This window comes from Coriobacteriaceae bacterium, from assembly GCA_025993015.1.
Lineage (GTDB): Bacteria > Actinomycetota > Coriobacteriia > Coriobacteriales > Coriobacteriaceae > Collinsella.
In genome coordinates this window covers 32,489-51,148 of sequence record DAJPFV010000001.1, presented here as the reverse complement: position 1 = coordinate 51,148, position 18,660 = coordinate 32,489, and the positions used below count along the sequence as shown (strand labels likewise).

The window sequence follows — 18,660 nt, the reverse complement described above, 5'->3', positions numbered from 1 at the left end:
AATGAACCGATGGTGCATGAAGGGCTCGCTGATGGCAGAGCCCTTCATGCGTTATATTGCATGGTGTACTGCGCAGTAAAACTAATCTCTGTTATTAAATCGGACGGTATTGAATGCTAAATCTTCTTTGGATCATTGGGAATGGATTTGATCGGAACCTTGGTCTCGCAACTGATTACCGTTCTTTTTTGAAGAATCGCTATTTTAAAGATGGCGTTCAGAACAAATATAGGGATGAGCTTGTAAAAAGAGTTGAGGGATTCAGCCCAGAACGAGCGTCTGAACTTTGGTGTGATTTGGAAAATCTTCTAGGCAGAGCATCAGCGTTTTATGAAGACGACGAAGAATTATTTCATGAGACGTTTGAGAATATTCAAGATGAGTTTTTAGATTACGTATTTAGAGAGTCCAGCCGTATGCCTGTCGAGCTTCCTCAGGAGGCAGTTCAGGAATTTCGAGCATCAATTAGCAGCTTCTATACGAGACTCACTGCTGTTGACGTATTAAAAGGGCTCCCCGCTTTGATGTCGACTTCTGAAGACGTGACTGTGCACGTTCTGGTTTTAAACTATACGAATACCGTCAATCGTTTTTGGGATGAGATTGGGAAAGACCAGCCCTTTGGTAAGTTGATTGTCGGTACTACGCCTAAGTTCTTTTATCAAGGCACGCTTCTTCATCTTCATGGAGAAATCAATGATGGGGGCACTGCTACCAATATTATATTTGGCGTTTCAGATTCTGATCAGATTACATCTCCCGTTTATTCCTCTAAGGTGGATTTTCAAGAGCTTTGGGTTAAAGAAAAAAAGAACTACGGAATTTATGGCAATACGAAAACCGCTGAGATGAGTGAGCTGATAGCTAAAGCCGATAGCATTTGTATATATGGCTGCAGCTTGGGAGAAAGCGATGGTTACATTTGGCGACAAGTGGCTGATAGGTTGTCAGATTCGGCATGCAGGCTTTATATTTTCGACTATGGTTTACCCGATCGTTCTACGGTGGCTGCCAGGGCTTATCAGAAACGACGTCGTGATTTGGCCAGACGTTTCTATGAGGTTGCAAATGTGGCTGCAGAAGACGAGAAATCGATATCAGATCGTTTTTCCCGGTTGAGTCAACTAAGGTCTTTAATTTCAATTCACTTGTTTAATTGATTGGACTGCCTGTGTCTCGTATCGACGATTTCGGGTGGATGTTAGTTAAAGCTCTAGTGTTCGCACTTTGGTGATTCTAAACATAGGACTGTTCGGGCGTTCCAAACTGTAATGGTGTATTCGTTGGCGCATTCAATTAACTATCTGCTTTGAAAGGCATCTAGGTGCTGCTGAATGCGATCGGCATACTTCTCTGCCCATTCATCGGCCTTGCCAGTTCGTACAAAGTAATTGTTAGACAGGTCGGTCGAGTGGTGGGCGTAGCCGTCTTTTTGGTAGTTAGCCATGTGGTCGGAGTGGGCGATTGCCATGAGCTCGTCGGCCAGGCCAAAGTACAGATGGCGCTGGTCCAGGTCCCCGTACCAGTTGTCGCTGGTGTCATCCCAGGTTGGGTCCATCTGGCACCATTTGCTGTCGATCTTTACGGCGTTCCAGGTGTGGCCGTTGCCGGTGATGCGGCCGTTGGCGATGCCCGCGGCGTCAAGGAGCTTGGAGTAGATGCGCTGGTAGCTCTCGCAGGTGCCTTGGTGGCGCGTGAGGCCGCTTTCGGCCGAGCACCAGTTGAGGCTGTGGTCGTACTCCAGCTGGTCGAGCGTCCAGTCGTGGAGCCAAAGCGCCATGTCGTATTCCGAGCGTTTGTCAGTTGCCTGCACTGGGCCACGGCGTTGTTGACGACCTGTGTGACGCTTGGGCGGGCGGCGTCGTTTACGGTCACCTCCGCCGTGGTGCGCAGGTAGTAGATCCCCTTGTCGTTTTGGGGGTCGTATCTGTCGTTGTCCATAAAGTAGAAGTAGATGCGGTACGTGCCCGATGCCGTGAAGTTAAAGGTAAAGTCGTGGCCCGCGGTGCCCAGGCTGTAGTAGCTGCCCCATGCCGGGCGCGACGGGTCGCAGACGCTTTCATGGCTGCCGCCGTCCCAGTAGGTGGGCACGTCCATGCGCGCCTTGGCCTGGGACGAGCCGTTGGTTTGGGTTACGTGGAAGGTCGTCGCGGTGCCCGCCGGGGCGTCGTTCCACGAGACGGTGAAGGTGACGCCGTTTTGGCTTGCCGTGGCGGAGTGGGTGTAGTTGGTTTGTGGCGTGGTGGAGATTGCCGCGGGCGTGGGGTTGGTTTGGGCGAGGAGGGATGGGGTGGGGGTGGTGGTGCCGGTTGCGGCGGCGGTGTTGGGTGTGGCCGCGGCGCCTGCGGTGTTGGCGTCCACGGGCGCGGTTTGGGTGGTGTTTGCGGGGGTGTCGGTGCTGTTGCTTGTCGCAGTGTTTGCTGCGGGCACGTTTGTGTTGGAGCCGTCTTCCGCCTTGCCCGTGTCGCTGGCCGTGGCGTCGGCTTGCGCCTGCTGCCCGGCGGCTGCTTGAGGCTGGATGACTTCCGCGATGGCTGCCATAGGCATCGTCGCGCTGACCATGGACGTGCACGCGATCGCGCAGAGCAGGTAGTAAAGGGGTCGTTTCATAGCGGAGCCTCTCGGTGAGCAGCCAATAGGGTCCGAAGGCAGCTCCAGGCCAGCACTCCGCACATATTTTGTTGGGGTTTATTTTACGGGAATAACAGTCAACATCAGTGAACTTTCTGGGGGATTGTTGGGGGGAGGCGGTGGCCCCACTTTAGTCCCCGGTGGCGCTCGGGCTCGTGCTTCGTTGACTATGCCTGATGCGACAACTCCAGCATGAGGTCGCCTTGAGCCTCTTCGAGACTCGCCACCGAGACCTTCCAGGAAAAGCCAGTGAGGCCACTGCCTAGGTCAAGCTCTGCATGGTCGTATTCTTCAATTTTGCAGCCAGGGTGTTTCTCGTCGGGTATAAGACGGCATTCGACCGGCTGCGTCCCGATGATTCGGTACTCACGCTGATATGCGTACTTGGGCGTTTCAATAACGAGATTGTGCGGGATGCCCTCAAAGATCTCGTGGATCAGTTTTGGTCCGGGTACGCCATAGGAGATGGGACCGTGGGCGTAGATGCTTCCGTCGTCGGTGGTGTGTCTGTCGGCGAGGCGCGCGAAGCTGGCGTACTGCACAATGCCGATCCATCCGTCCTCGCATCCGAACTCCTGGATCATGCGTTTCGGGATATTCACAGTGTTGTTGACGATATCGTTCTCGCGGACCGTGTACATGCAGTAGATAGGCAGGCAAGTATATCTGTAGAGGCACGCCCCGGGAGCCATGGAAGCTTCGAGCGGATCGCCCTGTTCGCCAGGCAGGCCATGGTAGTAGCCGGCCGCGTTCATGTAGAGGTGACCGTTTATCAGGTCGTCGATGTATGCTTCCCTGGGTGCGAACTTAAGTAGGCATGCGATGCCGTCTTTGAGCATAGCGGATCCTTTCTTGGGTGGAGGTGCCCCGGGCCGCTTTGTGCGTCCGGGTTGCTTGCCACCAAGGTAAGGGCGCTTGGTGGGACCCTCGTGCCGGATTGGCGTGGATTTGCGACGCTTGGGTGTGCTGGCTCATTGGGACTCTGAGGCTTGTACAGCAAAGAACTCTGGGGGCTTTATTCCGACCTGCTGCGAAATGGTCTGCTAGTTGAGCGGTTATAGTAACTCAGCTCAGCTTGACTCTGCGATGTTCACTTCCTTGTTTGCTTCAAGAGCAATTCGATACTGGTCTGCGTATCCGAATTCAAGGGATACGCATGTCGATGCATCGAGGTCGAAAATGTAATTGTATCCAGGGACCGAGACGATAACGGATACGAAGTGCCATGAGTGATCTCGGGATTCTTTTTTCATGTTGGAGAGCGCTTCGCGAAGCATTTCCTCGTCAGCAAGAATATTGGATCTGACAAACAACTCGTTTCTCCTAAAGAGTTCGTAGTCACCAGAGTCGAGTCTGTCCAGCTTTTTGCGAAGAGCTTCAATAATCGGCTCGAATGAATCCGTACCATTTGGACCAAACAGGACTCCTTTTTCGAAATGCGCTCCACATTGCTCAATAAGTTCGATTCGGCGTTTTTCCTGAGAAGAATCATTCTCGTATAGGAGTTTGGAATAGAGGGATTCTGCCTTTCTGCTGTCTTGCGATTGGGAAGCTGTTACCTCGATGCCTAGGGACTGCGCCCGATCGATCAGATCCGGTTTGTCGCTGTAAGCCAAATTGCCATATTTGTTGCTATCGATAAATTGCAGAACATGTCTCGCATAACACTCCCAGATATCGATTTTGGTCCTGCCAAGGATGGGCTTGACGTAGCTTTCGCTATCAATGGGGCTATGCATATGGCTCACTTCTGGTACTCGAATCTCGGGGTTAATGTCTGCCTTATTGTGCAATATTTTTTGTCCTCGCGGCGTCCTATCCTTTTAGAAAAACACTGACTGTTTGGAGGATAGTAATGGAAACAACCGCTGAAGAGTTTGAAGAAAGGCGCAGGCTCTTACTACAAATAGCTGAGGCTTATGCAAATCTTTTATATACGTATAAGACGCAGCTCGTTGCGGCAGACAGCGCCAACGGACTCAACAACCGTTTATCCGTAATGCAGACTGTTTTGACATCGGTTTCCGCTTGTGGCTTTGTAAGTATCTGGCTATCTGGAATGGAAATTGCGGCGCTGGTTGCCGCCGGGCTATCTGTCATCAGTCTAGCAATAACAATTTATCTTAAAGGGGCAAACTTGAGCGAGAGGGCAAATTGTCATGGCGCAACCGCAGATGCAATTTGGGTGATTCTTCAGGGGTATCTATCACTTCTTGCCGACATCCGCTCATTTGATTTGGCGGAAATCAGATCTCGTCGCGATTCTCTTCAAAAGGAAGTTGCTTCAATTTACGCAAAAAGCCCTATGACAAATCCCAAAGCCTATTCAAGGGCCCGTGAAAGCATTAAGGCGGGCAACTGTGGGTTTTCTCCGGTAGAGATAGAACAGATTCTCCCTGTTGGATTGAGGGATCTGGTTAGATAACTGAAGGGACCAACATGGACGAAAAGCAATCTTTTGAGAATTTCTTCGAATCAATTTCGCTTGATTCATTGAGTGAGCATCAATCGTCGATTGAGTCATTGACGAAATTATTGAACAAAAAATACTACGATTTGGATTCTGTCGATGATCATTGTCTTGTGGTCGGATCAGTTGGTCGGCAAACTGCTGTTTCCGAAACTAGCGATCTTGACCTTTTGTTTGTACTGCCGCAGGAAGTTTATACGAGATTCAATGCCTATGACTCTAATGGGCAGTCGGCGCTTCTCCAAGAAGTCAAAAAAACAATTAAAAGCCGTTACCCCAAGACTGACATAAAAGGTGACGGACAAGCTGTAGTGATTAACTTCACAGATAGGTTTTATTCGATTGATTTGGTTCCTGCTTTTGAGCAGGACGACGGATCGTTTAAATATCCCGATTCAAATGATGGTGGGTCTTGGAAAAAGACGGATCCTATTCCTGAGCAAGATGCCTGTTCTGTTCTATTTGAAAGGACCGATGGAGATGGCAAAAGGCTCTGCAATGCTCTAAGGGTATGGAAAAATACTCTTGGATTTCATTTTAAGGGCCTGCTCATCGATACTCTTGTTAATAGTTTTTATAACCAGAAAGACCGTTCCAGCGACCCGTATGATCTCTTGTCCGACCTCTTTAAATTTTTGTCCGAGCAAGATCGCGAACAATCTTTTTGGCATGCTCTGGGCAGCAACCAACGGGTTACGAATGATGACAATGGGGCGTTTGTACCAAAAGCCAAGAAAGCTCATGGAAAACTAATCGATGCCACTAGTTCTGATGAAAAAGAGCAAGTTCTCATTGATTTATTTGGAAAGTCGTTTTCCGAAGCTGTTGTCGATGGTTCTTCCGATAGTGAAGAAGCCCAATTTGCTTCCAAGTATGGCGTGGCCATTGATGAGCGATTTGTCGAGGATCAATTTAAGGTTGATATTCGTCGTTCGATGGAAATCGATTGCCAAGTTATACAGCATGGTTTTAGGCCCTCATTACTTAGGGATATGTTGTCTAGACATTGTCCTTTACTACGAAAGCGCTCGCTTCATTTCTTTGTTGTCAATGCTGCTTCTTTTAGGGATTGCACTTTTTACTGGAAAGTTCGCAACCGCGGTGAAGCGGCATTTCAGAGAAACTGCATCCGAGGCGAAATTCAACGTGGCAATAAAGATGGCTTCCATGACGAGAGGACTGATTTTGTTGGCCCACATTATGTCGAGTGCTATGCGGTTAGGAACGGCGTTTGTATAGCACGATCTAGAATTGAAGTTCCTATCAGTTAGCTCAAAGCACGAATTGCGTTTTTTGATCTGGTTGAAGAGGATGTCCTCAGTGATACAGTCGTCGTGCACTTTGCGTGAGGCGGAGACAAAGAAGGGCCGTTGTTCGGTTTCCGACAACGGCCCTTTGACGTTTCCGCGACAACTGGATGTTGTCGCGGATGCCGCTAATGTTGCTAGAACATGCTTTGCAGGGCCTCGCATTTCGGATGTGCTGGGAAAAATCGAAAACCTCCGAGCACAACTCGTATTGTGACGACAAAACCGCAGGTCGTGGAAGGGCAAGACCGAGGTCTGGTCCCCAGATCTCCGTCTTGCCCCGCACTTCCGGATAGACGCAAAATAGGGGCGTTAATGCGCCTGGCGTGGACCGTTATATAGAGTTGCCAATTGGCAACAAGACGAATATAGTTAGCATTATGCTAACTAAGGGGTGGTTATGAATCGAACCAAGCTCCGACCGACATATTCACTTGACGAAGCGAAGTCTTTGGCTCGCTCGGGAAAGATGATTGTAAATGGTAGGGTGCGCAGACACCTGATGAATCAGTTTGGTTATTTGGACATCGATCATTTCCTTGCTGACCTATTTGATTATCTGAAGCCTGACGATTTTAGAAAATCCATCGCGCTCGATATGGATGGGCCTCTGCATGATGTTTACGCAGATGTCTACGTGTGCCGAGGTTTTGAATGCGAGGATTGGTACGTTAAGTTTTCAATTGATTCCGAAGGCAATGCGCATTTAAACGTTTTGTCTGCGAACATCGATGGATACATTCATTAAAGGAGGAGTCATGCGTTGCATGGAATGCGGCAAAGAAATGCAATTTACCACGGCGCCAATGACTGAAATTTACCGTGGCGAGAAAATTACCGTAAAAGGAATTGAGCATTATGTTTGCGAGTGCGGTAACGATGAAATGACTGCTACAGAGGCGACTAAGCTTGCCCATGCACTGGCTTCCCAATATGCTAAGGCTCATGAACTTTTATCTCCCTCGGATATAAAGGATTTGCGCTCTGATCTTGGTTTGACTCAGCATGAGTTTGAGTCGCTATTAGGGGTTTCAAAACCCACGGCGTCTCGTTGGGAGAACGGGGCATCGCAACAATCTATTACCGCAAATAATCTTATGAGGCTCATTCGAGATGTCCCGGAGGCGCGTAAATATCTGGGTCTCTCTTCTGGTGAGACGACCTCAGGACTTAACACATCGCGGTTTTCGGTGATACCAGGAGGAGAGGCTCCAGCTTATAGGGACTCGACTCCTTTGGCAGATGAGAATGCCTTTCGATTGGAGATGTAGATGGAATCGTTACAGAAGCAACGCATTGAATCTCCGCTGATTACGTGCGTGACCAGAAAAGTGGACAGTTTTTCATTTGATGGCGGAGTGACTCCGAAAAAGGGCATCAATAAGTCTGACGTTGAATGCAACGTCCGAAATGCTATTACCAGTGCATTCTCGGACGAAAACGGAGTCAGGTTTCGTCAGCTCAACTTAGTTATTGAGCTTTTACCTGGCGATGAGGGCCATTATTACCGTTCCGAAATATCCGTTTCTGGCATATATCGCGCTCCTGCGAATTTAGATGACGATGCTTTTGACAGAGAAGCACTTAGCACCGGTATGCAGGACCTGTATTCCTATGCAAGAGGCTTTATTGAAAATGTCGCAGCTGGTGGAGTGTGGGGGCCACTTTATCTGCCACAGATTGGATTCACTATCTAGCTCTCGATGTCCCCACATCCTCTAAAAAAGTTCTTAAAACAGCCTTAAAGGCGCTCCAGCTCGCGTTGACAGCGTAAAATACGCATGTTTGACTATGACAGAAGTGGATTTTAGAGGAAGGGTGCGCTATGGAGGTGCTGGTTGTTGGCAACACCGCATATGTTGACGATGACTTTTGTGCCAAGGCGTTCCCCGGGGACCATGTCCAGGTCGTCGCTGCCGCGGAAGCGCGCCGCGACGAGTCATCGCCCCATGCCTCGTGGAAAGAGCTTCTGCAACACCTGGATCAGGCCTACGAGTTCGACCGCGTGGTCTACCTATCCAATTACCTTACCCCGCATACCGATACCGTGGGCGATATCGAGACGCTGCGGTCGGTCTTTCGTGCGTGCGCGGGTCGCCGGGTCCAACTGCTGTATGTAGCGGGGCCCGCGGGTGCCGAGGGTGCCGCCGATGCTGCGGGGCGAACGGGCAAGGGCATTATCGCCCGCGCGGCAAACGACCTTTGCCGCTACTACGCCGCTCGCGAGGGCGTTCAGACCAAGATCCTTCGCGTGCCGTTCCTGTATACCGCGTCTGCCGCGCTGGAGGACCCGTTTTTGGCACCGCTGTTCGACGCGTGCTTAACCGGATCGGTCGCTCTACAGGGCGCGCAGGATGCGGCGTTTCCCTTGCTGTGTGCCGAGGAGCTTGCGGTGCTGGTGCGCCGCATCTTCGATAGCTGGGATGCCTCCTTTGAGACGCTCGACGTAGCTGATACCTTCCATCACACGGCGGCTGAGGTGGGCGACGCCCTCAAGGCGCTGTTCCCAGGGCTTTCAGTTGCCTATGGCGATTCTGCCGGCTACGCCCTGCCCGTCAGCGACGTCGCTCGCGTACGTTATGGCTGGTTTCAGCGTTACGACTTGCTGCGCGATCTTTCGACCATTCAAGCGCGTTGGGGTGCTGGCCGCGCAAAGAAGGTCAACCCCTTGCGCGCCGCCATCGACCGCATCCAAATGCGCGCGCTGCCTATTAAATGCCTAGAGACGGGCGTTGCCTGGGTTCTGTTCGAGGTGCTGGAGCATTTGTTCTCCCAATCGGCCCAGCTCAACGTGCTCGATTATCGCCTGCTCTTCGTGGTGTTGATCGGCACGCTGTATGGCTTGGACTTTGGCCTGGTTGCGGCGCTGCTGGCGTCGGTGGGTTTGGCCGCGAGTTACTTTACTCAGTACGGCTATACCTTTCAGGGCCTGTTCTACGAGCCGTCCAACTGGCTGCCGTTTATTGCGTACTTTGTGGTGGGTGCCCTGTGCGGCTATGTGCAGCTGCGCAGCAGCGAAGCCATTAGGGCGGAGCGCGATCAAAACGAGCTCGTGCGCAACCGCAATACGTTCCTTACGCAGCTCTACCACGACGCGATCGAGGGCAAGCGCGCGTACAGGCGCCAGATCGTGGGTCGCCACGACAGCTTTGGCAAGATCTTTGCCGTGACGCAGGAGCTCGACGTGCTCAACCCACGCGACATCTATCGCAAGTGCTGCGAGCTTCTGGGCGAAATCCTCGAGAACGATTCGGTGGCGATCTACCATGTTTCGGGCGGGGCATTTGCACGCCTGGTGGCAGCAAGTCCCGCGATTGCCGAAGATGCCGCACGCTCGCTCACGCTTGAGCAGCTTGCACCTCTTTTGGGCGACGGGGGTCGTTCGAACCTGTGGGTGAACCGCGAGCTGACGCCGGGGCTTCCCATGTTTGGATACACGATCGAGCGCGACGGGGCACCCGCCGTGCTGATCTTTGTGCGTAGTGCGGCCGAAAACCAAATGACCCTCTATTATCAAAACCTGTTCCGCATCTTGTGCGGGCTGGTCGAAAGCGCGCTGGGCCGTGCCTTTGACTATGAGGCGGTGGCGCAGGATAAACGCTGCGTTGACGGCACTTGCGTGCTCAAGCAGGCGGCCTTTGGCCAAGAGCTCGCGGCGGAGCAGGCACTGGCAGATAGCAAGATGGGGAGTTTTTTGCTCCTGCGCGTGGTACCGGGCATGGAGCCTGTCGGCGAGCTGGTGGGCGCAATTGGGTCGACAATCCGCGAGAGCGACGCGGCGGGCTTGGTCGACGGCGACGTGCTCTACCTGCTTATGCGCCAGGCAAAGGCGTGCGATCTTCCCATTATCCGCGAGCGCCTGAGCGCAAAGCAGATTGCGGTGGAGCCCGTCGATGGCGAGGACATCGTGGCGTTGCTGCAGCACATCTCTTACACTGGTGACGGTGAGGGGGGTGCCGCTTGATCTCGCTTGTCGTTGCTGCCGTCTTGCTGCTGATTCATGCGCTGGTTTGCCTGATGCTGTGGACGCTCATGAAGCTGGGCCTGCTGCCGGTGCGCGGACACATGCTGGCTGTGATAGTGCTGGTGCCGCTGTGGGGCCCGTTGCTGGTGGTTCTGCTATCGGTCCGCAGCGCGGTGTTTGGCGAGGGGCTGAAAGAGTCTGCGTTGGAGTCGCTGCGCTTTAACGATGACCTGCATCGCAGTATGTCGGTACCGAGTGGTGAGGACGATGCAGGCGTAGTGCCGCTCGAGGAGGCGCTCATCGTCAACGACCCGGCATACCGGCGCCGCCTAATGCTCTCCATGCTCACCGAGGAGCCCGACGCGTACCTGGCGCAGTTGCAGGCGGCTAAGCTTAACGACGACGTTGAGGTGGCGCACTATGCCGCGACGGCGGTGGCGCAGATCTCCAAGGAGTCCGACCTTAAACTGCAGCAGCTGGAGCGTGCCTTTAAGACGGACCCGAGCGCGCAAAACCTCAACGAATACTGCGATTTTCTTGGTGAATACTTGTGCTCGGGCTTGGCTGAGGGGCGCGTGGCTCAGATTCAGCGCCAACAGTACGCGCGCCTGCTTGCGCGTCGCTGCGAGCGCGAGGATACCCTTGAGCTGCGCATTCGATACGCGACGGCGCTGGCCGATGTCGGACAGATCGACGAAGCGCAGGCCGTGACCGACCAGCTGGTGCTCGACGTGCCCGAGGAGCAGGAGGTTTGGATGCTTTGCCTGCGCCTGGCCGTGATGCGCCGCGACGGTGACGAGGTTCACCGTGTGATCGATGCGATTGACAAGCAACATGTGTATTTGAGCGCCGACAACCGCGAAAAGTTGGCGTTTTGGCGCGACGGGGAGGAGGTCGGATGAGCGTGGCGCAACATATCCGCGACCGTGCAGGCCGCTTTCGTTGGATGGGACTCCTCGTGGTGTGGGCGGTCTTTATTGCCATGGCCGCCGTGCTGCTGGTGGAACGTGCCGGCGTGCAGTACAGTGCGGGTCAGCATAAGCTGGGGATGCTTGCCGCCAACGATGCGGTGCCGGCCTCCTCGGCAATCTTTGGCCAAAAGCCCACGTGCCTGGTCATTACCGATTCCGATCAAGCGGGCGTCGAGGACGTAAAGGAGCAGTTCGACCAGATCCTGCTCGACATGAAGATCGCGCACCGCGACGTTGACCTTGCCCTGGATGGCGCGGATGCCATTCCCTCGCTGACCTCCTTCGATCGCGTGATTTTGCTCATGCCGTCGCTTGATGGGCTCAGTACGCACCTGAGCGACATTATGAGTTGGGTGAGTGCCGGCGGTTCGCTTATGCTCGCCATGCCGCCGGATAACTCGAGCTATCTGCAAGTGATTGCCTCCAAGCTTGGCATTGAATCGGCCGGATATGACTATGTAAAAGCCGAAAGCATTGTGCCGAGTGAGGACTTTATGCTGGGCGGGAGAGAGCGCTACGAGCTCTCGGACCCCTTTGATTCGTCGCTTTCGGTATCGCTGCGCGAGACGGCTCGTGTGTGGGCTATGGCCGGCGATGCGGGCGCCCCGCTCATTTGGTCCAATGACTGCGGTAGCGGGCGCACCGTGGTGTGCAATATCGGTATCTATGACAAGGTCATGCGCGGTTTTTACGCCGCGGCGATCAGCCTGCTGGGTGATGCCACGGCCTATCCGGTCATCAACAGCGCCGTGTTCTATTTGGACGACTTTCCTAGCCCCGTGCCCTCGGGCGATGGTACTTATATCAAGCGTGACTACGGCCTTTCCATTGCCGATTTTTACACCAAGGTCTGGTGGCCCGATCTGCAAAAGCTCGCGCAAAAATACGGCATTCGCTATACCGGCGTGATGATCGAAAACTACGAGGACGCGGTCAACCAGACCGAGCCCGCGCGCCAGGCCGATACCACGCAGTTCCGCTATTTTGGCGGCATGCTGCTGCAGATGGGCGGAGAGCTGGGCTTTCACGGCTACAACCATCAGCCTCTGGCACTCTGGGACACCGACTACGGCACGCTGTACGTCTACAAGACCTGGAAGAACAAAGAGACGCTCGTCGCTTCGCTCAACGAACTTATCGCGTTTCAGGACGAGGTCCTGCCCAACGCTCACGGCTCGGTTTACGTGCCGCCGTCGAATATCCTTTCGGCCCGAGCGCGCAAGCTCATCGGCACCGACGTTCCGCGCATTAAGACTATTGCCAGTACGTACTTTGAGGACGGTACCGACCTGCCCTACGTGCAGGAGTTTGGCGTGGCGAGCGATGGCATTGTGGAGCAGCCGCGCATTGTCTCGGGCGGCATGGTCGACGATTCCTATATGCGCCTGGCCGCCGTGTCCGAGCTCAACATGCACTACGTGAGTACGCACTTTATGCACCCGGACGACCTTTTGGACCCCGATCGCGGAGCCAAGGAGGGCTGGGAGGTCTACAAGGGCGGCCTGGTCGACTTCCTGGAGTGGCTTACCAAATCCGCTCCCGACCTGCGGCACCAGACGGCGTCGGAGTGCTCCGGTGCCATCCAGCGTTTTTCGTCCGTGACGGTGAGCGTGGATACCAGCGCGGATGCCTGGACGCTCAGCCTGGGCAATTTCCACGACGAGGCGTGGCTCATGTTCCGCGCCAATAATGGCGAGCCGGGTGCGGTGACGGGTGGCGAACTGACACACCTTACGGGCAATCTGTATCTGGTCAAGGCAAATGATAAGACCGTGACGATCGAGCGCAAGGAGGGTGGCGATAAATGAGGATCTGCTTGGTACTCGAGGGTTGCTACCCCTATGTGCACGGCGGCGTATCTACCTGGATGCATGGCTACATTACGGCCATGCCCGAGCACGAGTTTGTGCTGTGGGTGATCGGCGCGCATGCTGCCGACCGTGGCAAGTTTGTCTACGAGCTGCCCGGCAACGTGGTCGAGGTGCACGAGGTGTTCCTGGACGATGCCCTGCGGCTTTCGGGCGAGCAACATGAAGCCAGTTTTAACGACCGTGAGCGCGAGGCGCTACGCCGTCTGGTGTCGCTCTCCAATCCGGACTGGGACGTGTTATTCGATATCTTCCACCGCCGTCGCGTGCATCCGCTCTCGTTTTTGCAGAGCCGCACGTTTATGGATATCTTTCGCGACGTGTGCCTGGCCGAGTATCCCTACATGCCCTTTGCCGATGCATTCCATACCATGCGCTCCATGTTGCTGCCCGTGCTCTACCTGTTGGGCAGCGAGGTGCCGGTGGCCGATGTGTACCATGCCATCTCGACCGGCTACGGTGGCCTGCTCGCCTGCCTGGGCTCAAGCGTTCACCATGCGCCGGTGCTGCTGACCGAGCATGGCATCTATACCCGCGAGCGCGAGGAAGAGATCATTCGCGCCGATTGGGTGGTGCCGTCATTTAAGGACCGCTGGATTCGCTTTTTCTACCTGCTTTCGGAGGAGATCTATCGCCGCGCCTTCCGTGTGACGAGTTTGTTCCATAACGCCCGCAAGACGCAGATCGATATGGGCTGCGATGCGGACAAATGCCTGGTCATCCCCAACGGCATCCAGTTCGACCGCTTTAAGGACATCCCCTTAAAGCCCGATGACGGCTGGGTGGACATTGGCGCGGTAGTGCGTCTGGCGCCCATCAAGGACGTCAAGACCATGATCTATGCCTTCTTTGAGTTGCACGAGCGCCTGCCCAAGGTGCGCCTGCACATCATGGGCGGCGTGGACGACGAGGAGTACGGCGCCGAGTGCCACGCGCTGGTCGAAACCCTGGGCGTGCGCGACCTGATCTTTACCGGCCGCGTCAACGTGGTCGAGTACATGGAAAAGCTCGACTTTACCATTTTGACGAGCATCTCCGAGGGCCAGCCGCTCAGCGTGCTGGAGTCGCTTGCCGCGTGTCGTCCCTGCGTGACGACCGAGGTGGGCTGCTGCCGTGAGTTGCTCGAAGGCGCTCCGGGCGATGACTTTGGCGTGGCGGGTTTTGTGACGCCGCCTATGTATCGCAAGGGCTTGGCCGATTCCATGGAACGCATGTGCATAAGCCGCGCCCGTCGCATTGAGATGGGGGAACGAGGCCAGCGTCGCGTTGCCACGTACTTTTTGCACGAGCAGATGCTCGCCAACTATCGCGCGCTGTACGACGTGACGGCGCAAGCGTTTGACCTGCCCAGAGAGGGGGAGTAGCCGGTGGCCGGAATTGGTTTTGAGCTCAAGCGCCTGTTTAAGCGCAAGGGCCTGTTTGCCACGATGCGCGCCTATGGCTACGCCGGCATTGTGTGCACGGGCCCGATGCTGCTGGGCGTGCTGCTCCAGGTGGGTATCTTGGTGCTGTGCGGTCTGTGGGGCGTGGGCCGCGCCAACCAAGACCTGCTGGTGTGCATGGTGACCTATACGCTGCTGGCGTCGCTCACGCTCACGAGCTTTTTCTCCATGCCGGTCACGCGCTTTTTGGCTGATATGTTGTTTGCCGAGCGCGAGGATGAGATACTGCCTTCGTTTTGGGGCTCCAACGCCATCATGCTCGTTGCGGGCACGGTGCTCTACGGCGTCTTTTTGCTGTTCTCGGGCGCCACGCTGCTGCAGGGGCTGCTGTGCCTGTGGCTGTTCAACATTATGATCGTCAACTGGAACGGCATGAGTTACCTCACGGCCATCAAGGATTACCGCGGCATCCTGTGCAGCTTTGCGGCTGCCATTGGCGTGGCGTGCCTGTGCGCCCTGGCCGCGCTGGCGCTGGGACTGCCGCCGGTCGAGGGCCTGTTGGCGTCAATTGCTCTGGGCTACGGCGTCATGCTCGCCTGGGACGTGGTGCTGCTGTACCGGTATTTTCCTCAGAGCGACCGCAGCCCCTGGCCCTTTTTGCGGTGGCTCGATCAGTTTATGCCGCTGGCGCTCACGGGTCTGTTAACCAATCTGGGGCTCTTTGCGCACCTGGTGATTATTTGGGCCGGTCCCATTGGCGTGCAGGTCAAGGGCTTCTTTTATGGTGCGCCCTACTACGATGTGCCGGCGCTCATCGCGTTTTTGACCATCCTGGTCACGACCGTCAACTTTGTGGTCTCGGTCGAGGTCAACTTCTATCCGCGCTACCGCGACTACTACAGCCTGTTCAACGACGGCGGCGTGGTAGGCGACATTGTGGTGGCCGAGGAGGAGATGCTCTCCACGCTCAACAGCGAACTGCGCTTTTGCGCGCTCAAGCAGCTGTTTGTGACCGCTGCGGTCATTTCTCTCGAGACCACGGTGCTCTCGGCTCTGCCGCTGGGCTTTAACAACCTTATGCACGGGTATTTTCGCACGCTGTGCGTGGGTTATGGCCTGTATGCCGTGGGCAATACGGTGATGCTCATCTTGCTGTACTTTACCGACTACAAGGGGGCCGTTCTGGCTTCGGGCCTGTTTGCCGGTGTGGCCGGGCTGGCGACTGCCGTGTCGTTGCTTTTGCCGCAGCAGTTTTACGGCTTTGGCTTTTTGTTGGGTGCGGCGGTGTTTTTTATCGTGGCGCTGCTGCGGTTCGATACCTATACCGCCAACTTGCCTTATCGTATCCTGAGCCAGCAGCCCATTGTGGCGACCGACAAAACGGGTCGCTTTACACAGCTGGGCCGCTTGCTCGACCGTGCCGAACAACGCTATGAGGAAGGCCGACATAAGGTCGTGCCGCACGGCGCGTTCGAGCGCGCAGTAGTTCGCGTATATCGCAAGCATTGGGGAGGTTCTGATGACCGTTAGGATGATGTCTCGCCGTCGCCTGCTTGAGGCGGCTGCCGGCGCGCTGTTGCTTTCGGGCTGCTCGGTGCAGGAAGACTCCTCGACCAAAAAGGTCAAAAAGCAGGACAAGATTAAAAAGGCTGAGGCCTCGAATAAGGCCAAACACCTGCGCGACAAGGACGAGCTCTACGAGGTCTACGATGACTCGGGCATTGTGACCATGTACCTGACCGTCTCGCGCGGTAACAGGTCCGAGAACACCGACCACAGCTGGGCCGAGATCAATACGTACTCGGTGTATGACTATGCCGACATGGGTGTGACGCGCTATCAGGTTATGGGTCTGCTGCAGCCGGGCGACGAAGACGGCCCGGTGGCCGGCGAGGTTGGCTATGGCGAGGAAGCGCCCAATGCCACCGTGCAGGTGCGCGGCCAGACATCGAGCAATAACTCGCAAAAGAATTACAAGGTGGAGCTCAAAAAGGGCAAGGGTACCTGGCGCCAACAGCGCGCGATTGCGCTCAACAAGCACATGGGCGAGGGTATGCGTTTTCGCAACAAGATGGCCTACGACCTTATCCGCGGGATTCCCCAGATGATGGGCCTGCGCACGCAGTTTGTGCATCTGTGGGTGTGCGACCAGACCGAAAAGTCCAACGATACTTTTGAGGACTACGGCCTGTTTACGCAGGTGGAGCAGCTCAACAAGACGGCGCTTAAGGCACATGGCCTGGATAAGAGCGGGCACCTGTACAAGGTGAACAGCTTTGATTTCCATCGCTACGAGGACACCATTAAGCTTGCCGACGATCCCGACTACAACCAGGCAAGCTTTGAGGGCATGCTCGAGATTAAGGGCGATTCGGGCCACACCAAGCTCATCGAGATGCTCGACGCCCTCAACGACGAATCGCAAAAGATCGATGACGTGCTCGACACCTACTTTGATACCGAGAACCTGGTCTATTGGCTGGCGTTTCAGATTCTGACGGGCAACTGCGATACGCAGAACCGTAACTGCTATCTGTACAGCCCGCTCAACTCAAATACCTGGTACTTTTTAGATTGGGATAACGACGGCATGCTGCGTAAGCTGGAGCTTTCTCTTACCGGGTTTTCGGACTACGCGAGCTGGGAGCGCGGTGCAAGCAACTACTGGGGCAACGTGCTGTTTAACCGCGCGTTGCGAAGCAAGTCGTTCCGCAGCGAACTCGACCGTGCCGTCAAGGACTTGCGCTCGTATTTGACCGAGACTCGCTTGACCAAGATGATCAAACACTACCGCGAGGTGACTGAATCCCTGGTCTTTGCTTCGCCCGATATCGATAATCTGCCTGTCACCAAGGACCAATACGAGCAGATCGCCGCGGCGATTCCCTCCGAGATCGAGGAGAACTACAAGAGCTTTCGCGAGAGTTTTAAAAAGCCCATGCCGTTCTACATTGGCGTGCCGCAGATCGATAACGGTAAGCTGCGTATTAATTGGGATGCGTCCTACGACTTTGAGGCGCGCGACATTCGCTACACCGTAGAGCTTGCGCGCGACTATGCCATAAGCGACGTGGTCTTTAAGGCCGAGGACGTGCTGCTTCCCGAGGTGACCTGCGATGCGCCCGATACCGGCCAGTATTTTGTTCGCGTGCGTGCCGCCAACTCCGACGGCCATACGCAAGATGCGTTTGACTACTATGTGACCGACGACGGCAAGCACTACGGCATGAAGTGTTTTTACGTGCAAGATGGCGGTAAGGTCGTGGAGGACACGTATGAGGAGGGCTAGCGCGCTGCTTGAGCGCTGGGCGGCCCCGCCTGTGCGTGCCACGCAGGAGCGTTACCGCCACGAGCTCAAATATCTCATTAACGAGGGCGAGCACGCTGCGCTTGCCTGTCGCATGGCGTCGGTGTTTAAGCTGGACAAGCATGCACGGGCGGGTGGTTACACCATTCGCAGCCTGTATTTTGACGACTACTGCAACTCGGCCTACGAGGAAAAAGACGCCGGTATTCTCATGCGCAAAAAGTATCGCGTGCGCATCTATAACGGCAGCGACAAGGTGATTAAGCTCGAGCGCAAAAAGAAGTACGGTAGCTGGATTTACAAGGAGGACGCGCCGCTCACACGTGGCGAGTTTGAGCAGATTCTGGCCGGAGACTACGACTTTTTGCTGAGGAGCCCCTATCCGCTCTGTCGCGAGTTCTACATTGAGTGCATCTGCAACGTGATGCGCCCGAGGACCATCGTGGACTACGAGCGCGAGCCGTGGGTGATGGATGAGGGCACTGTGCGCATTGCGTTTGACATGAACGTGCGTGCCGCGGTGGGAAGCTTCGATATCTTTGACGCGACGCTGCCCGCGCTGCCGGTCCTGGAGCCCGGCAAGCTAGTGATGGAGGTCAAGTTTACGGAGTTTTGCCCGCAGCTGGTGCGCGATATGGTGCCGCCGGGCGCAGCCGAGCTTACGGCGGTCTCCAAGTACTGCCTGTGCTACGACAAGACCGCCTACCTTCGCGGATTTAACTACTGGGAATCGGATTTTGGGAACCGAGGGGATATTTAG

General features: G+C 55.1%; 17 protein-coding genes. 13 read left to right on the top strand and 4 right to left on the bottom strand.

Features of this window, described 5'->3' with window-relative positions:
- The first annotated feature begins 113 nt into the window (after positions 1-113).
- Positions 114-1,160 carry a bacteriophage abortive infection AbiH family protein gene (locus OIL77_00230; GenBank protein ID HJI43856.1) on the top strand — a complete coding sequence of 349 codons (1,047 nt, stop codon included), beginning with the start codon at positions 114-116 and terminating at the stop codon, positions 1,158-1,160.
- Between the two features lie 140 nt (positions 1,161-1,300).
- Here the strand turns inward: OIL77_00230 and OIL77_00225 are convergent, their stop codons facing one another.
- The 4 genes from OIL77_00225 to OIL77_00210 form a co-directional block, all read right to left on the bottom strand.
- A complete protein-coding gene (locus OIL77_00225; GenBank protein ID HJI43855.1) occupies positions 1,301-1,558 on the bottom strand; it encodes a hypothetical protein in 258 nt (85 codons plus the stop codon).
- Between the two features lie 23 nt (positions 1,559-1,581).
- Positions 1,582-2,610, bottom strand: coding sequence for a hypothetical protein (locus OIL77_00220; GenBank protein ID HJI43854.1), 1,029 nt, complete (start codon positions 2,608-2,610; stop codon positions 1,582-1,584).
- A 188-nt stretch (positions 2,611-2,798) separates the two neighbouring features.
- Positions 2,799-3,470, bottom strand: coding sequence for a hypothetical protein (locus OIL77_00215; GenBank protein ID HJI43853.1), 672 nt, complete (start codon positions 3,468-3,470; stop codon positions 2,799-2,801).
- A 231-nt stretch (positions 3,471-3,701) separates the two neighbouring features.
- Positions 3,702-4,370 carry a hypothetical protein gene (locus OIL77_00210; protein ID HJI43852.1) on the bottom strand — a complete coding sequence of 223 codons (669 nt, stop codon included), beginning with the start codon at positions 4,368-4,370 and terminating at the stop codon, positions 3,702-3,704.
- A gap of 116 nt (positions 4,371-4,486) precedes the next feature.
- Between OIL77_00210 and OIL77_00205 the strand changes: the two genes are divergently transcribed.
- From OIL77_00205 to OIL77_00150, 12 genes are all read left to right on the top strand, one after another.
- Entirely contained in the window at positions 4,487-5,056 is a 570-nt protein-coding gene (locus OIL77_00205) for an SLATT domain-containing protein (GenBank protein ID HJI43851.1), read from the top strand.
- Between the two features lie 14 nt (positions 5,057-5,070).
- Positions 5,071-6,372, top strand: a complete 1,302-nt coding sequence (locus tag OIL77_00200) for a hypothetical protein (protein HJI43850.1) — start codon at positions 5,071-5,073, stop codon at positions 6,370-6,372.
- A 436-nt stretch (positions 6,373-6,808) separates the two neighbouring features.
- Complete coding sequence (locus OIL77_00195) at positions 6,809-7,156, top strand: type II toxin-antitoxin system MqsR family toxin (protein HJI43849.1); 348 nt, start codon at positions 6,809-6,811, stop codon at positions 7,154-7,156.
- A complete protein-coding gene (locus OIL77_00190) occupies positions 7,140-7,679 on the top strand; it encodes a type II toxin-antitoxin system MqsA family antitoxin (protein ID HJI43848.1) in 540 nt (179 codons plus the stop codon). The genes OIL77_00195 and OIL77_00190 overlap by 17 nt, the downstream gene beginning before the upstream one ends.
- Entirely contained in the window at positions 7,680-8,105 is a 426-nt protein-coding gene (locus OIL77_00185; GenBank protein HJI43847.1) for a hypothetical protein, read from the top strand.
- A gap of 128 nt (positions 8,106-8,233) precedes the next feature.
- Entirely contained in the window at positions 8,234-10,372 is a 2,139-nt protein-coding gene (locus tag OIL77_00180; protein ID HJI43846.1) for a DUF4118 domain-containing protein, read from the top strand.
- A complete protein-coding gene (locus tag OIL77_00175; protein HJI43845.1) occupies positions 10,369-11,274 on the top strand; it encodes a hypothetical protein in 906 nt (301 codons plus the stop codon). The genes OIL77_00180 and OIL77_00175 overlap by 4 nt, the downstream gene beginning before the upstream one ends.
- A complete protein-coding gene (locus OIL77_00170; GenBank protein ID HJI43844.1) occupies positions 11,271-13,151 on the top strand; it encodes a DUF2194 domain-containing protein in 1,881 nt (626 codons plus the stop codon). The genes OIL77_00175 and OIL77_00170 overlap by 4 nt, the downstream gene beginning before the upstream one ends.
- On the top strand, positions 13,148-14,575 hold the full coding sequence (gene pelF, locus OIL77_00165; protein ID HJI43843.1) for a GT4 family glycosyltransferase PelF: 1,428 nt from the start codon (positions 13,148-13,150) through the stop codon (positions 14,573-14,575). Before OIL77_00170 ends, pelF begins: the two co-directional genes overlap by 4 nt.
- Before the next feature lie 3 nt (positions 14,576-14,578).
- On the top strand, positions 14,579-16,123 hold the full coding sequence (pelG, locus tag OIL77_00160; protein HJI43842.1) for an exopolysaccharide Pel transporter PelG: 1,545 nt from the start codon (positions 14,579-14,581) through the stop codon (positions 16,121-16,123).
- The gene (locus tag OIL77_00155) at positions 16,113-17,882 is read left to right on the top strand and encodes a CotH kinase family protein (GenBank protein ID HJI43841.1); all 1,770 of its coding nucleotides are present in this window, start codon (positions 16,113-16,115) and stop codon (positions 17,880-17,882) included. Before pelG ends, OIL77_00155 begins: the two co-directional genes overlap by 11 nt.
- Positions 17,869-18,660: a polyphosphate polymerase domain-containing protein gene (locus OIL77_00150; protein ID HJI43840.1), complete on the top strand. Its 792-nt coding sequence runs from the start codon at positions 17,869-17,871 to the stop codon at positions 18,658-18,660. The genes OIL77_00155 and OIL77_00150 overlap by 14 nt, the downstream gene beginning before the upstream one ends.